This is a genomic window from Corynebacterium sp. p3-SID1194 (assembly GCF_025144155.1).
Classification (GTDB): Bacteria; Actinomycetota; Actinomycetes; order Mycobacteriales; family Mycobacteriaceae; genus Corynebacterium.
Genome location: NZ_JALXWY010000018.1, coordinates 22,203 through 37,208, shown reverse-complemented (window position 1 = coordinate 37,208; position 15,006 = coordinate 22,203). Strand labels below are relative to the sequence as shown.

Genomic DNA, 15,006 nt, shown 5'->3' with positions numbered 1-15,006 from the left:
GTGAAATGTAAACAGATTCACCGGCGCTCACCGGCGCTCACCGGCGTGCCAGGCTGGAGGCGCGTGGGCCGAGCAATCGGGAGAGGCTTGATCGGGCGGGGGAGAGGAAATCAAGCGCCGGGGAAAAACAAGAATTCCCCCAGCCCTTATGTGTGGGCTGGGGGACATTGCGGAGGATGTGGGATTTGAACCCACGAGGGTCGTGAAACCCGCACGCGTTCCAGGCGTGTGACATAGGCCGCTAGTCGAATCCTCCAGCGACGTTTCCTGCCTTGCAAGCATGGCCTGCGCAGCGCGTCGAGCCACTACTTTAGCGGATACTGGGGTGGGGACAAAATTGGTGGTGGGGCGGGGCGTCGGTAGGCGGAATGCGTGCTTTTTTGAACTGGTTGCTGCGAGCTACTAGACTTTCCCCCAGGATCTCACGCGGTGTTTATCTTGTGAACTCCCCCAGGGCGGGAACGCAGCAAGGGTCAGCGAGCTCTGGCAGGTGCGTGGGGTCCCTTTATTTCACGCGGATGCGGTGGGGGCCGCGCCAGCGGGGCGCATGTAATCTGGGCGACGTAAACGGTTCCACTCCTTAAAGGAAGTGATCTCCCCCATGTCCCTGCTCAATCTGGACGCCGCTGCCCGCGAGGAACTCGCGACGAAGGTGCGCGAGGAATACGAAACGCTGAAAAGCCGCAACCTCGATCTCGACTTGACGCGCGGTAAGCCGTCGTCGGAGCAGCTCGACCTGAGCAACGACCTGCTTGAGCTGCCGGGCAAGGGCAACTACGTGGATGCCGCTGGCACGGATGTGCGCAACTACGGCAACCTCAAGGGCATCAAGGACATCAGGGAGATCTGGGGCGAGCTCATCGGGGTGCCGGTGGACAACCTTTACGCGGAGGATTCGTCCTCGCTGAACATCATGTTCGACCTGATCAGCTGGTCCTTCATCTTCGGAAACAACGACTCGGAACGCCCGTGGCGCGAAGAAGAGACCGTGAAGTGGATCTGCCCGGTCCCGGGCTACGACCGCCACTTCGCAATCACCGAGAAATTTGGCTTCGAGATGGTCTCCGTGCCCATGCTTGAGGACGGCCCGGATGTCGACGCCGTTGCCGAGCTGGTCAAGGATCCGGCGGTGAAGGGTATGTGGGTCGTGCCGATGTTCGCCAACCCGTCCGGTGTGACCGCGACGGAGGAGGTCGTGCGCGCACTCGCGTCGATGGAGACTGCCGCGCCGGACTTCCGCATCGTGTGGGACAACGCCTATGCCGTGCACACCTTCACTGAGGACTTCCCGCAGATCATCGACGTGCTCGGTGCGGCTGAAGAAGCCGGCAACCCGAACCGTTTTTGGGTGATGAGCTCCACCTCCAAGATCACGCACGCGGGCGCGGGCGTGGCCTTCTTTGCGTCGTCGACGGAGAACCTGGACTGGTATGCATCCATCGCTGGGATCCGCGGTATCGGCCCGAACAAGATCAACCAGCTGGCCCATGCGAAGCTCTTCGGCGACGCCGACGGTGTGCGCGCCCTGATGCAGAAGCACGCGCAGATCCTCAAGCCGAAATTCGACGCGGTGTTGGAGATCCTCGAGGGGCGCCTCAGCGAGTACGAGGCCGCGCGCTGGACGACCCCGGCAGGCGGTTACTTCGTCTCCCTCGACGTCATTGACGGCACGGCCACCCGCGTGTGGGAGCTCGCCCGCGAAGCTGGCATCACCCTGACCAAGGCCGGTTCCGCATTCCCCAAGGGAGAGGATCCGAACGACCGCAATATCCGTCTCGCGCCGTCGCTTCCGCCTCTCGACGAAGTCCGCACCGCCATGGACGGTGTCGCCACCTGCGTGCTGCTCGCGGCACTGGAGAAGCTCGAAAACTAGTGACTCCCGCCGAAACACACGCCTGGCTCACCGACGTTCTCGGTCCGATGGACCTGCTGAATGTCAACGGCATGACCATCGGTGTCGCGCCGGTGCTCCCAGCGGCGGTGACCGTCGGGTTCAGCGAGATCGATAGCGGTCTCGTTGTCGACGACCCGGACGCGGATAGCGCTGGGCTGACCGAGGTTCGCTGCGAAATCATCTGCGCCGCCGACGGCGCGACCCCGCAGCAGCGTGTCATGGCGGTCGCGGGCGCGTGGAACACGCTGGTTAACGCTGGTATTCCCGGTCAGCCGGGTACGGCTCTTCCGGGCCTGGTGAACGACCCGGCGCTGACCGTCCATCACGGCCTGCTTCGCGAACCCGAAATCTTCGATCGCGGGACACCCTTGGTCAACGAGCCCGCCACCGACGACGCCCCGGCACGCATGACACTGCTGCTGGAGCTGGTCCTGCTCACCGACGACGAATACGAGCTCGCTGAGGAGCAGGGGCTCGAGGTGCTCGAGCGCCGCCTCCGTCGCCGCCAGACGAGCCTCGGTGACTGGGCCCGGGACTAGGTGATCCCGCGCTCGGACAGGTACATCAAGATTGCACGGACGCGGCGGTTCTCCTCGTCGGGCGTGAGCCCCAGTTTCGAGAAAATGGCGGAGACGTGCTTGGCCACAGCGGCGCCAGAGAAATAGAGCTTCTCCGCGATCTCGGCGTTGGATAGGCCTTCGGCCATGAGCTCGAGCACTTCACGTTCGCGTGGAGTGAGCGTGGTCAGCCACTGGGAGCTGGCCGCCATGAGCTCGCTGGCTACATCCGGGTCGATGACAACGCCACCAGATGCGACGGTCTCGCAAGCCTGAACGAAATCCTTCACCTCGGCGACGCGGTCTTTGAGCAGGTAACCGGTGCCGCCGTGGCCGCCGGAGAATAGCTCACGAGCATATGCGGGGGCGACGTACTGCGACAGCACGAGCACATTCACTGGGCCGGTTTCGCGCAGCTTGAGTGCAGCTTGGAGGCCGTCGTCACGCATGTTGGGAGGCATGCGCACATCGGTGATCACGAGATCGGGGGCATGCTTATCGACGGCACCCGGCAGCGCGTCCGCATCCCCCACCTGCTCCACCACCTCGTGGCCCCGCCGGGTGAGCAGACCTGCGACACCTTCGCGCAGCAGTGCCGAATCATCGGCGATCACGATCTTCATTGCGCTAACCCACTTTCTCCTCGGTACAGCAATAACGGTATCCGTGCGGTGATGGTGGTGGGGCCACCCTGGGGTGAATTGAGTTCGATCGACCCACCGAATGCGGCAATGCGCTCGCGCATCCCGTCGAGACCACCACCGGGCACAATGCGGGCGCCGCCGTTTCCGGAGTCGGTGACAGCGACGTTGAGGGTCGCGTCGGAGGTGATGAGCACACTGACGGGGGCGCCGGGCGCGTGCTTCGCGGCATTGGTCAGGGCTTCGGAGGTGAAGAAATAGGCGGCGGCGAGGACGGAGTCGTCGATAAGCGGTAAATCGTGCGGTGCGCGGACGGTGACGTGCGGGCCGTACTGCGCGGCGGCTGTCTCGACGGCCTCGACGAGCCCGCGGTCGGTCAGCTCGCGTGGGTGGATGCCGCGCACGGTGCGGCGCAGGGCGTCGAGGCCGCTTTTGAGGTCGCGGGCGGCGGCGTCGAGAAGCGGCGAGTCTGTTTCAAGCTGCGCCTCGCCGAGCTTCATCGCGGCCGCCACGAAATACTGCTGCGCGCCGTCGTGCAGGTCGCGCTCGATGCGGAGCCGTTCGACCTCGTACGCTTCGGCGATTTTCCGCCTGGATGCCGTCAGCTCGTGGATCGCGCGCGCTGCCTCGGCCTCGTGGTTCTTCTTCCGCCACATGGTGTTGAGGGTAGCGGGGTAGTGCTAGCACTACCCGTATTCGGGAGCCTGCGCCATGGTGGACGCGCGCGGCACACGGTGAAATAGGAACCATGCTCGAACTGAACGACATCACGAAATCATTCACCCAGCAACGGGTTCTCGAAGGAATCAGCCTGGACATCGGCCCCGGCGAATCCGTCGCCATCATGGGCCCGTCCGGCTCCGGCAAATCGACGCTGCTGCACTGCATGTCAGGAGTGCTCGTGCCCGACCATGGCGAGGTCCGCTTCAACGGGCGCGACATCGCATCGCTTGACGACGCCACCCGCTCCCAACTCCGCCTCGACCACTTCGGCTTCATCTTCCAGGACGGGCAGCTCATGCCCGAACTGACTGCGAAGGAGAACGTGGCTCTGCCGCAGATCATGCGTGGCGAATCACGCTCGAAGGCCCACGCGGAGGCCACGGACATGCTCACGCGGCTGGGACTGGGGGCGTTTGTAGACCGCTTCCCAGGCCAGCTTTCCGGCGGGCAAGGCCAGCGCGTCGCGATCGCCCGCGCCCTGGCTGGTCCTCCGTCGGTGGTGTTCGCTGACGAGCCGACGGCCGCACTCGACCAGGCCACCGGCCATGAGGTGATGCAGCAGATCATGGCGGTGTCGAAGAAATTCGGAGTGACGCTCGTGCTGGTCACCCACGACCCGAAGATCGCGCAGTGGTGCGACCGCCGGATCGAGATCCGTGACGGCCTGATCCACTCCGAGGGCGCTTCGAAGGGGGTTCCGGCATGAGCGCGATGACGTTGATGACTGCCGCGCAGTCCTCCTCGGGCGAAGGCCGCGCGCAACGCCAGACCGGCGAACGCTGGGTCCGCGCCTTGTCGCTGGTGGCCTTCGCCGTGTCCACGTGGATTCTGTGCACCCTGGCGGCCGGCACGTGGATGTTCGTGCAGCGCCACATGCACCCGCATGAGCGTCTCATTGAGGTGCAGGAGAGCGCGGACGGACCCCTGTCTATGCCTTATATCTTCCTTGCTCTTTTCGCGTCGCTGCTGGTGGTGCCGACGCTATTGGGTTTGCTCACCCAAGCTGCGCGCGCGAACCTCGGCGGCCGTGAAGAGCAGCTGGCCATTCTGCGCCTCATCGGTGCGACTTCTGGTCAGGTGCGCGGAATGATGATTCTCGATGCACTGCGTCAGGCTCTCATCGGCCTCGCCGTCGGTACTGTGCTGTACCTGGTCAGCATTCCCGCCTGGTCGCTGTTGTCGTTCCAGGAAAAGCGAATTGGGACCTGGGAGATGTTCACGTGGTGGCTAGTGCCCGTTGCGTGGGTGGTGGTGCTCGCCCTCGCCGCCGCGTCCGTGTGGCTCGCCCTGCGCCGGGTCGCTGTCACCCCGCTCGGTGTGACCAAGAAGGTGCCGCCGAAGGGGCAGAATGTGATCACCCTGGTCATCTCGCTTGTGGCCGCATTCTTTTTGTACCGCTACCTGAACACGTTGTCCATCGCGCCGGAGGCCGATGCCATCGAGTTCTTCGCGATGCTCGTCGTTGTCGCCGGCGTACTGATGGTCAACGCACTCATCGCCGTCGGCGTTATCCAGCTGATCGCCCGAATCAGCTACCTGCTGCCCGGCTCCGCCACCTACGTGGCCACCCGCCGCGTCGGCCGCGGGGTGAGGACGACCTGGAAGCGTGTCGCCGCGCTGTACTTCGTCGCGTTCATCGCCGGCGCCGGAAGCGGGTTCTCCGCCGTCCCGTACACCGAGGATGATCCGGCCCTGAAGATGGTCACCTCCGACATTCCCTCCGGCGTGGCCATCACCGCTGTCTTCGGTGCCGTTCTGCTTATCGCATCCACGCTGCTTACCCAGGCGTTGGCTGTGGTGGAGCAAAAGCAGCTGACCAAGTCCCTCTACTTCATCGGCGCGCCCGCGAAGTTCCACACCTCCGTGGCCATCCGCGAGGTCGGAATCCCGATGGCTCTGGTGACTCTCATGGGCTTCGGCATGGGCAGCATGATGGGGCTAGCAATATTCATCCCATCGGTCGATGCCCTCCTGACGCGGCACGCACTCTTCGCCGTGCTGATCGTGCTTGCGCTCGCCGGCTGCGTCGCCGCCGTCGCCGCCACCGGCAGGCTCCGCGAGCGCGTGCTGTCGGAGACCGGGCGACTCAACGACTAGTGCTTCGCTGCTGCGCTGGGACTGATCTTCATGGACTAAACCGCATGGACTGAGTGAATTTTCGGCTGAATCAAAAGAGACTGCTCGGCTACACGGTTGATGCAGGTTAGTCCATGTGGGGGAGTTCATGGGGAGTCATGGCGCGATCACCATATGATCCAGCGCCGTGACTTCGCGGGTAGGGGCTGCAGCCTTCTCGTTCGTCCGCTCCGTGTAGTCCCTAAGCGTCTCGATCTAGCCGGGAAGCATCGGAACTACCTCGACGTCGAACTCTGTCGGTGCGAGCCCTGACTGGTGCGCGAGCGCTTCGACCACTTCATCTTCGGCGCGGTCCAACCGGCTCGTCTGCGAGACCACCCCGAGCTCTGTGCATTCCAGCACCCACACACCGCTGGTGCCGCGCTCGGCGGTCACTGTGAACGTGTTCAACGCCACCATCCCTTTCCCAGCTCTGCGTCCTTTGCATTCTGATTACCGCATGTTGATCCTAATTCAATTATGCGGCGAACCATTCAGTCCACTGACTTTTGACGGAACTGCTTTAAGCCTGGACCAAGGGGCGGTAGCCGAGCTTTATTCGAGGAGCCGCGAATATTGGGGGCGGGCTTTCATGGAGTGGATGAGCAGCTCGTCCCCATCTTCTGCGACTACAACGACAGTCTCAAGGAGTCTGGCATGTGTGTCGAAACCGAGTCGCAACTCTCTCCACTGGGTCGTCTCATCGTCGAGTGGTTCGACCCATAAGGGATTGGAAGCCGCCTGTATGCCATCAGATGTCGTGATGCCGTGTTTGGTGGCGGACTTCGCGCATCTCATGCCGCGGTGAAGGCGTCGATCGCTTGGCGGATGAGCTCGGACCGGGTCACGTTCTTCTTGGTGGCGAGATCGTCGAGTGCTTTCAGTTCATCGTCGGTGAGGCGGACTGCGACGACCTGTGCTGGAGCTGATCCCCGTCCCGGGCGCCCGCGGCCACGCTTCTTCAGGAGCTCTGGGTCGTAGCCGATCTCGGCTTCGGCGACCCAGGCGTCGAGCTGCTCTTGGCTGGCGTTCACAGGCATGTCAATACTGTATAACGAAAATATCTGCGCTGGCAACGCCCGATCGCAGGCTGACCCACGGTGGGTGTCGCGGGCGCCTAGTAGGGTGAAACCGTGGCTTTGTACCGGAAGTATCGCCCAGCCTCGTTCGCCGAGATGATTGGGCAGGAGCAGGTGACGCGCCCGCTGTCCACGGCGCTGGATAACGGGCGGGTCAACCACGCTTATTTGTTCTCGGGGCCGAGGGGGACGGGCAAGACGTCGTCGGCACGCATTTTGGCGCGATCGCTGAACTGCGTCCAGGGGCCGACGTCGACGCCGTGCGGAGTGTGCCCGTCGTGCGTCGCGCTCGCGCCGGGCGGCCCGGGCAACCTGGACGTCACGGAGATGGACGCCGCGTCGAACGGCGGCGTCGACGAGATGCGTGAGCTGCGTGAACGCGCGTATTTCGCGCCGGCGGAATCGCGCTACCGCGTGTTCATTATCGACGAGGCCCACATGATCACGGGCGCGGGCGCGAATGCCTTGCTGAAGATCGTGGAGGAGCCGCCGGAGCACCTCGTGTTCATTTTCGCGACGACGGAGCCGGAGAAAATCATCGGTACGATCCGCTCGCGCACGCACCACTACCCGTTCCGCCTGCTTACACCGCAGGCGATGCGTCAGCTCGTCGAGCGCACGGTCGCGGCGGAAGGCGTCACGGTCGACGAGAACGTCTACCCGCTGGTCATCCGCGCCGGCGGCGGTTCCCCGCGCGACACCCTGTCCATCCTCGACCAGCTGCTCGCAGGAGCCGGCCCCGAGGGCTTGACGTACGAGCTCGCGTTGCCGCTTCTGGGGGTCACCGATCTTTCGCTTATCGACGCCACCGTGGACGCCCTGTCCTCCCGCGACGCCTCCGCTCTGTTCCAGGCCGTCGACGATGTGATTGAGGCCGGCCACGAGCCCCGCCGTTTCGCGATCGACCTGCTCGACCGCCTACGCGATTTGATGATCATTCACGCCGTCCCGGACGCCTTCGGTCAGGGGCTCGTGGATGCTCCCGCCGACCGCGCCGAGATTCTCACCGCCGAGGCCGACAAATTCCCTGGCAACCAGCTCGCCGCGCTTGCCACCGAGGTCAACGAGCGCATTACCTCCCTGCGTGGCGCGACATCCCCGCGCCTGCTGCTCGAGATCATGATGGCGCACCTCCTCGGTGTTCTCACCGGCACGCAGGCACCTGCCGCCGTCGCCGGCCTCACTGAAATCCAGGACGCTGCTTCCGAGGCCGCCGGCATGGGTGACAAGCCCCGCGGCGCTGCCGCGGCATTGGCTGCCGCCGCCGCAGTGCAGGCAACCGCCAACGTCACCTCCCAGTCGACACCCGCCCCGCGCGAGGCCCCCAAGCCCGCCCGCGAACAACGTGAGCCGCAGCGGGAGCAGCCCGCGGCACCTGCGCAGCAACCAACGCAACAACCAGCTCAGCGACCAGCTCAGCAACCGGTCCCGCAGCCAGCGCCCGCGGAACCAGAGCAAGCGACGACATCGCAGGACGAGTCTCCGCGTGACACGCAGCGCGAAGTGCCGCAGCAGCCTGAACCTGAAACGCACATTCCGGAACCGTCGGCGAAAACGGAGACCGAAGTGCCGGCAAGCAGTCCCGGAGACACTGGCGGTGCTCTCGACGCAACGGAGCTCATGGAGCGGATCCGCAAGGAGTGGATCAACTTGCGTCAGTCGGTCGGCGAGCGAAACAAGGTCGCCGAGATCATGCTCACCGAAGCAACACCGCTTGGTATGGATGGAAACACGCTGGTTGTCGGCCACAACACCGGTGCTCTGGCGAACAGCATCAACTCGAAGCACAACAACGACGACATCGTTGCTGTGCTGACCGACAAGCTTGGCACCGAGGTCGCGGTGCGCTGTGTGGTGGGCACGGACCCAAAAGCCGCGGGCTTTGAGGCCCCTGCTCGTGCGCCGCAGGCGTGGAGCCCGCCGAGCGCACCGAAGCAGCCAGAGGCACAGGGACCTGAACACACCAGTCCGAGCGATGACGAGGCTGATTCCGCTGACGAGGACCCGCATGCCGCCGACGGCAATGAGCCGGATGAGCCGACCCCGACGAGCGATGGCTCGGTAAGCAGCGAGAACGAGGCTGTGACTCCGGAGCCGGAGGCAGCGCCAGTGCCGTACGACCCGTGGGCGTCGACACCGGCAAAGACGGTGAACCCAGAGGACAGCGGCGCTGAAGCCCAGCAGGCGCCTGCTGCGCCGTCGCCTGAACCGTCCCCGCAACCGGCACCTGCGCAGCCCGAGCAGCCTGCACCGGAGGCCTCCGGTCCAGCGGCGGCTGCGGCAGCGGCTGCTGCGGCGGCAGGTGCAGCAGGTGTCGTGAAAGGGGCGGCTCCGCGAGCCACGCCCGATCCGACGGATGGGCCGAACACTGGCTTTGGGGAGTCGACGAGCTTCAGCAGCGGTGTGCCGTTGCCACCGGAGCCGGAAGACGAACCGCCGATGGAGGAAGAACCGGCGCCCTACACGCGCGAAGATGAGGAACGCGACATGGTCGACCAATCCCAGGAGGCGGGCACATTCGACCGGCGCAGCCCCACCGAGGTGGCGATGGAACTCCTCGCCGACGAACTAGGCGCACGGCCCCTGTAGGGGACTCGGTACACTAGTTCACGGACGTAGTCGAAATAGTCGGCTGCGTGACAGACATACTTACAACAGTCCAAGAAAGGTCGACGACCATGACTCAGCCCGATCAGAACGGCATGCCCGACATGCAGGAACTCATTCGCCAGGCGTCTGAGGTCCAGGCACAGATCCAGCGGGCGCAGGAAGAGATCCTCGCCGCGACCGTTGAGGGCTCCGCTGGCGGCGGTCTGGTGCACATCACCATGACCGGTGGCGCAGAGATCCAGGATCTGTCCATCAAGCCGGAAGCTGTGGACCCGGAGGACGTCGAGACGCTGCAGGACCTGATCCTCGCCGCATACCGCGACGCCCACACCAAGGCTGGCCAGCTGGCACAGGAGAAGATCGGCCCGCTGACCCAGCAGGGCCCGGGTGAGGGCAACGACTTCACCCAGATGTTCGGCGGAAACTAACCCGCTCTATGTTTGAAGGCCCTCTTCAGGACCTCATTGACGAGTTCTCTCGCCTCCCCGGAGTGGGGCCGAAAAGCGCGCAGCGCATCGCGTTCCACCTGTTGAAGACAGATCCGGACGATATAGACCGTCTCCGCAGCGCTCTCGGCGCTGTGCGCGACGGCGTGACGTTCTGCCGGATCTGCAACAATGTCTCGCGCGAAGAAGTCTGCCGCGTCTGCGCAGACAGCGGCCGCGACGCGGGGTTGATCTGCGTGGTGGAGGACGCCAAGGACATCCAGGTCATCGAGCGCACAGGGGAGTACTCGGGGCGCTACCACGTTCTCGGCGGAGCGCTCGACCCGCTGGCGAATGTGGGGCCGAAAGACCTGGCTATCTCCTCACTGTTGCAGCGCATCGGCGGCGTTTTGCCGGACCGCGACGGCGAAGATGCCCCGGATATCCACGAGGTCATTCTGGCGACTGACCCGGACACCGAGGGCGAAGCGACCGCGTCGTATCTGGCACGGTTGCTGAAGGACTTCCCGGATCTCACGACGTCGCGTCTGGCATCGGGCATGCCGCTGGGCGGCGACCTTGAGTTCGTCGACGAGCTGACGTTGTCGCGCGCGCTGACAGGACGCCTGCAGCTCTAGCACCAGCGCGGTTTAGTCATGCCGCAGCCCGGCCCGACCTGCGGAGCTGCGGCTCAATGTTTTTAGCGGCCCATGCGCTCGAGGCGCAGGCGGTCGACCTCGGGCAGCTCCAGCGGATCAAGCTCAAAGAGCGGGATGCCCATGGCGCGGGCGAGGATCAGGTCGGCCAGTTCGGGATTCCTGGCGAGTGCGGGGCCGTGCATGTAAGTGGCGATCACGCTGCCGTGCACGGCCCCTTCGCCGTTTCCTTCTCCCTCGCCGCCGTTGCCGTGGCCGTTTGTCACGGTGCCCAGCGGAGAGGCATCAGCGCCGAGGACGGTGCCGCCCAAGTGGTTTTCAAAACCGGTGAGCGGCTGTGTCAGCTCAGAGGCGGCACCGTTTTTCGCCGGGGTGGAGGCGACTTCGCCGATGGCGCGGGAGGAAAGGGGGGAGGTGGTGGCGTCGATAAGCGATAAGCCTGCGGCCTTCTTACCGTGGGCGTGGAAGCTTTCGCCGAGGATCTGGAAGCCGGCGCATACTGCGAAAATGGGGCGTCCGTTCGCGGCGGCGCGCGCGAGGCCGCCGTCGGCGATGAGGTGTTCCGCAGCGAGTACCTGCGCGCTGTCTTCGCCGCCGCCGAGCGTGTACGCGGCGAGGTCGGTGGGGACGGATTCACCCAGCTTGATGGGCAGAATCTCTGCGTCGATATCGCGCATGCGTGCACGCCCGCGCAGGACGAGCGCGTTGCCGTCGTCGCCGTAGGTGCCCAGCACGTCGGGGAGCACGAGGCCGATGGTCAACGAATCAGTCATGGTTAGCCTCTTTGACCAGCGCCTTCTTCAGGTTGAGCAGAGCGGTGTAATTCGCGAGCACCTCCACGCGTCCGGGCGGGCACGCCATGATCGCATCGAGGGGGTCGTGGATGAGCTCGTGCTCGATCTCCGCGTACAGCAAACGCACGGCGAGGTCGGTGCCGCGTTCGCCGGCGGCCTTCACGGGAATGTCCTCGAATTCTTCGAAGCGGACGTCCCACAGCCACGACAGGTCGGCGCCGTCGCCCTCCTGCCCGTTGACCGCGATGACCAGGCCATCAGCGTCGCGGTCCACCATCGACAGGGCCTCTTGCCAGCCGGCGGGATTCTTCGCCAGCAGCAGGTGCACGTCACGGTCATTCCAGGAGATCGTCGTGTAGCGGCCGGCGACATCGTCGACGCGTTCAGCCGCGGCAATCGCAGCATGCTTATCGACGCCGAATGCCTCCACCGCCCCCGCAATCGCCTGCGCCGCATTGCCCCGGTTGGCCCTGCCCGGAAGCGCGAGCTGAAGCGAGTGCAAAGTCCCGTCAGGGCCGGTCAGCCCCTCGTCGGTGACGGTCCAGTGCGGGGTGGGGCGGCGGAATTCGCGGCCGTCGGCAAGCGGTTTCGTGGCGTACCAGTCATCGTCGGTGCGCACGATATACCCGTCGCCCCGCGGGTTCGACACCGAGTCGCCGACCCAGCCGGGGCCAGCGGACACCCACACCACATTGGGTGCGTCGAAAGCGACTGAGGTGACCAGCACGTCGTCGCAGTTCGCGATGACCGTCATATCCGGGTGCGCTTCCACCGCCGCGCGCAGCTTGCGCTCGATGGAGTTGATCTCACCGACACGGTCCAGCTGGTCGCGCGTGAGGTTGAGCAGCACCAACGCCGTCGGGTTGAGCTTGTCCGCCACCGCCGGAACGTGGAGTTCGTCGACTTCCAGCACCACGTGCGAGGCCTTCTCCCCGGCAAGCAGGGCGGAGATGATGCCCGCGTCCATATTGTCGCCACCCTCGTTGGTGGCCACGGTGTAGCGCGATGCCACCGCGCCGGCGAGCATCCGCGTCGTGGTGGACTTGCCGTTCGTGCCGGTGACCAGCACTGCTGGGCGTCCGCCGCTGAGTTGCTCCAAAATCCCCGGGTCGATCGCGCCCGCGATGAGACCGCCGATCATGCCGCCGGCTCCGCGGCCCGTCGCGCGCGAGGCTTTCGTGGCCAGCTTCGCCGCGGTGATCGCCGCTGTACTGCGCAAACGCTTCAAAGTGCTTGCCTTGCCCGCCCGGTCGCGTGAACTTCCGGATGTGCTTGAATTCATGGGCTAAACCCTAGTTCATTGCTGCCCGGCAATCGTTGAGTGACGAGGGGGCAGCGCACAGAAAACTGTGGCGGAACGTCGGGGCGTCAATTCGCGCGGGCGTCGTGAGCGGCGCGCACGGCTGCGAGGAAATCCTCATCTGAGACCAACGGAATTCCTTTGCGCTGCGCGTGCATCGCTTTGCCGCGCAGGTCAGCGGGGTCGCCGGTGGCGTTGGTGACCACTAGGGATGTCTCGCGGGTGAGCTTCTCGGCGTAGGTCATCTCCAAATCGAGGATCGCCTGGATCAGCTCGTCGTGCTCGGCGCAGATATCGTCGGAGACCACCACTTCCATGCCGGGGCGCAGGCCGGACTTGTTGGTGAACTGGCCGGGGTTGCCGTGCTGGGCGGGAGCCTTCTCGGCGTCGACGCGCAGCTGGGTGCGCTGCAGCCCGAAACGGTCCGGGGCCAGCTCATCTTTGGTGCGGGTGACCAGCGGACCGGCATTGACCAGCGCTAGGTACAGGCCGACGAGCGCGAGGGTGCGCTCGCGGGAGGTCTCCTCTTCCGATTGGGCGGCGCGCTCGACAGACGCAGCGGCAGGGGGAACTACGACGCCGGAGAGGGAGGCGACGGCTTCGAGGCGTTCGTCGATAAGCACTGCTCCTTGTTTACGCGCGGATGCGAGCGTATCGACGATCCCCTCCGGCCGCGGCACATGCCCCACCCGCTGTCGACGGCGACCACCCCGACGGTTGCGCGAACGATTCGCGCGCGCCGCCGCATTCATCGCGCGACGCGCCTCCGAAACAATGAAGCCCCACACCAGCGGCGCATCGTGAACGACGAGCGTGCGGCCGTCGAGGAATTTATCCAGCTTCTTCAAATGGCGGGAGAATTTCGCGGCGCGCTCGAAATCGTTGCGCTTCACACCGTGCGTGTGCATCGGGCCCGGGTCCCCGCCGACGTTGAACACCGCGTGGAATTCCTCGCCGACGACCCCCGATTCGTCGAATGCGACACCATCGAGGGAGACCAAACGGCCGCTCGACGGATGAATATTCGTCGTCTGCGCGGTGAACGCGGCGAACGGGAATTTCTCCGTCATGCTCGGCTCGTGCTGCTGGGAATCTGCGTCCTGCGCACGGCTGGATGCGCTGGTGGTGGGGGTGTCGTTGTCTACCATTGAAGCTCAAAAATCGGTTGTGGATTGGGGGCGTTGTCGGCACCACCGCCGCCGTTGCCACCGTTATCCGGTGCTGGCGCGGGGGCTGGCGGGGGTGCTGGGTTCGGATTTGGGTTTGTCGGCGGTGCCGGATTCGGGTTGGGGTTCGGCGCAGGTGCAGGTGCTGGGGCAGGTGCCGGTGCCGGATTCGGGGCGGGGTTCGGGTTAGGGTTCGGCGCGGGCTCTGGTGCCTGATTCGGATCCTGCGCAGGCTCGGAGACGTCCTCGCTGTCGGATGCGGAGCTGGGCGCCGTGGATGAGGTGGATGAGGTGGTCGACGCAGACGACTCGGACGACGGAGAGCTGGGCGCGGAGCTTGTGGAGACCGTCTGGGACTGAGCGGTCTCTTCGGTGGAATCTGTGAACGCGGTCATCTCGCGGCCGTTCTCGCTAAGTCCGTAGTAGTAGCTGAGTATGCCGACCAGACCGATGGCCAGGGCAGAAGAGAGAATGGTGACTGCCTGCAAATTCCTGCTTTGTGGCTTGGTGCGTGCGACGGTGCTTCCGCCGGTGGTCGGTGCCGTGGAAGCGTCGGCAGCGAGCACGGCGGCCTCGGCTTCTTGATCGGCGGCGAAAGAGTCCGCGATGGGGAGTGATTCCGTGGGCGCGTCCGCCGAGTTCGCGCGCGAGCGTGGAGCGCCCAGCGGGTCAGCGTGAATGGTCAGCGCCGGTTGGTCGTCCACAGTGGTGAACGAGCCGCGAGCCAGCGCGACCAAGCCGCGGGCCTCCAGCAGGCGTAGTGACGGGCTGAGGTCGGCCGAAGCTTCAGCATCGAAGTGGCCGAGCACGTCGCCGTCCATGCGTGCGACGACATCGCCGGCGGAGTCGAAGCAGATTTCCACGACGGCGGGGGAGCCGTCGGGGCAAGGGGCAGCGTCGATAAGCACTGTGCGCTGGGTGCCCGCCGGGAGCCACACGCTGCTCGTGTGCGGCGACAGATCAGCGCGGCCGTCCGCGGCATTATGCTCGCTCATGCTGATCTCCTCTGGTTCAACGCACTATCCCCAGAGAAGACTAGTACTCAC

General features: G+C 65.1%; 15 protein-coding genes, 1 tRNA gene and 1 other RNA gene. 8 read left to right on the top strand and 9 right to left on the bottom strand.

The features are described from left to right. Nucleotides 1–170 precede the first annotated feature (170 nt). A tRNA-Ser gene (locus M3G19_RS10080) sits at nt 171–256 on the bottom strand. Nucleotides 257–413: 157 nt separating this feature from the next. Here M3G19_RS10080 and ffs point away from each other — a divergent pair. The 3 genes from ffs (at nt 414) to M3G19_RS10065 (ending at nt 2,433) form a co-directional block, all read left to right on the top strand. Next, nucleotides 414–510: signal recognition particle sRNA small type (gene ffs / locus M3G19_RS10075), an RNA gene on the top strand. 91 nt (nt 511–601) lie between these two features. After that, the gene (locus M3G19_RS10070) at nt 602–1,873 is read left to right on the top strand and encodes an aminotransferase (protein WP_259902499.1); all 1,272 of its coding nucleotides are present in this window, start codon (nt 602–604) and stop codon (nt 1,871–1,873) included. Continuing rightward, on the top strand, nt 1,873–2,433 hold the full coding sequence (locus tag M3G19_RS10065; RefSeq protein ID WP_259902498.1) for a hypothetical protein: 561 nt from the start codon (nt 1,873–1,875) through the stop codon (nt 2,431–2,433). The genes M3G19_RS10070 and M3G19_RS10065 overlap by 1 nt, the downstream gene beginning before the upstream one ends. Here the strand turns inward: M3G19_RS10065 and M3G19_RS10060 are convergent. Both M3G19_RS10060 and M3G19_RS10055 read right to left on the bottom strand, forming a co-directional pair. Beyond that, on the bottom strand, nt 2,430–3,074 hold the full coding sequence (locus M3G19_RS10060) for a response regulator transcription factor (protein ID WP_210575292.1): 645 nt from the start codon (nt 3,072–3,074) through the stop codon (nt 2,430–2,432). The genes M3G19_RS10065 and M3G19_RS10060 overlap by 4 nt on opposite strands. Continuing rightward, nucleotides 3,071–3,748, bottom strand: coding sequence for a sensor histidine kinase (locus M3G19_RS10055; RefSeq protein WP_259902497.1), 678 nt, complete (start codon nt 3,746–3,748; stop codon nt 3,071–3,073). Before M3G19_RS10055 ends, M3G19_RS10060 begins: the two co-directional genes overlap by 4 nt. A 92-nt stretch (nt 3,749–3,840) precedes the next feature. Here M3G19_RS10055 and M3G19_RS10050 point away from each other — a divergent pair, with 92 nt between their 5' ends. Both M3G19_RS10050 and M3G19_RS10045 read left to right on the top strand, forming a co-directional pair. Next, nucleotides 3,841–4,521 (top strand): ABC transporter ATP-binding protein, encoded by a 681-nt coding sequence (locus M3G19_RS10050; RefSeq protein WP_259902495.1) that lies wholly within the window; start codon nt 3,841–3,843, stop codon nt 4,519–4,521. Then, nucleotides 4,518–5,912 carry an FtsX-like permease family protein gene (locus M3G19_RS10045; protein WP_259902494.1) on the top strand — a complete coding sequence of 465 codons (1,395 nt, stop codon included), beginning with the start codon at nt 4,518–4,520 and terminating at the stop codon, nt 5,910–5,912. Before M3G19_RS10050 ends, M3G19_RS10045 begins: the two co-directional genes overlap by 4 nt. 234 nt (nt 5,913–6,146) lie before the next feature. On the opposite strand, the gene M3G19_RS10040 is transcribed toward M3G19_RS10045, so the two are convergent. Together M3G19_RS10040 and M3G19_RS10030 are read right to left on the bottom strand one after the other, a co-directional pair. Then, nucleotides 6,147–6,341, bottom strand: a complete 195-nt coding sequence (locus tag M3G19_RS10040; RefSeq protein ID WP_259902493.1) for a hypothetical protein — start codon at nt 6,339–6,341, stop codon at nt 6,147–6,149. Nucleotides 6,342–6,724: 383 nt separating this feature from the next. Continuing rightward, nucleotides 6,725–6,970 (bottom strand): CopG family transcriptional regulator, encoded by a 246-nt coding sequence (locus M3G19_RS10030; RefSeq protein ID WP_259902491.1) that lies wholly within the window; start codon nt 6,968–6,970, stop codon nt 6,725–6,727. 93 nt (nt 6,971–7,063) lie between these two features. Between M3G19_RS10030 and M3G19_RS10025 the strand changes: the two genes are divergently transcribed. The 3 genes from M3G19_RS10025 to recR all read left to right on the top strand — a co-directional run bounded on the left by M3G19_RS10025 (nt 7,064) and on the right by recR (nt 10,682). Further along, entirely contained in the window at nt 7,064–9,598 is a 2,535-nt protein-coding gene (locus tag M3G19_RS10025; protein ID WP_259902490.1) for a DNA polymerase III subunit gamma and tau, read from the top strand. Between the two features lie 89 nt (nt 9,599–9,687). Then, on the top strand, nt 9,688–10,047 hold the full coding sequence (locus tag M3G19_RS10020) for a YbaB/EbfC family nucleoid-associated protein (RefSeq protein ID WP_259902489.1): 360 nt from the start codon (nt 9,688–9,690) through the stop codon (nt 10,045–10,047). Nucleotides 10,048–10,055: 8 nt separating this feature from the next. Beyond that, the gene (gene recR, locus M3G19_RS10015; RefSeq protein WP_259902483.1) at nt 10,056–10,682 is read left to right on the top strand and encodes a recombination mediator RecR; all 627 of its coding nucleotides are present in this window, start codon (nt 10,056–10,058) and stop codon (nt 10,680–10,682) included. Nucleotides 10,683–10,744: 62 nt separating this feature from the next. Here recR and M3G19_RS10010 read toward each other — a convergent pair whose 3' ends face one another. The 4 genes from M3G19_RS10010 to M3G19_RS09995 form a co-directional block, all read right to left on the bottom strand. Continuing rightward, nucleotides 10,745–11,473, bottom strand: a complete 729-nt coding sequence (locus M3G19_RS10010) for a type 1 glutamine amidotransferase (protein WP_259902479.1) — start codon at nt 11,471–11,473, stop codon at nt 10,745–10,747. Beyond that, a complete protein-coding gene (locus tag M3G19_RS10005; protein WP_259902478.1) occupies nt 11,466–12,776 on the bottom strand; it encodes a Mur ligase family protein in 1,311 nt (436 codons plus the stop codon). The genes M3G19_RS10010 and M3G19_RS10005 overlap by 8 nt, the downstream gene beginning before the upstream one ends. 86 nt (nt 12,777–12,862) lie before the next feature. Further along, nucleotides 12,863–13,864: a DNA polymerase III subunit epsilon gene (locus M3G19_RS10000; protein WP_396121778.1), complete on the bottom strand. Its 1,002-nt coding sequence runs from the start codon at nt 13,862–13,864 to the stop codon at nt 12,863–12,865. Between the two features lie 71 nt (nt 13,865–13,935). Beyond that, nucleotides 13,936–14,955 carry a hypothetical protein gene (locus M3G19_RS09995; protein WP_259902476.1) on the bottom strand — a complete coding sequence of 340 codons (1,020 nt, stop codon included), beginning with the start codon at nt 14,953–14,955 and terminating at the stop codon, nt 13,936–13,938. Nucleotides 14,956–15,006 lie beyond the last annotated feature (51 nt).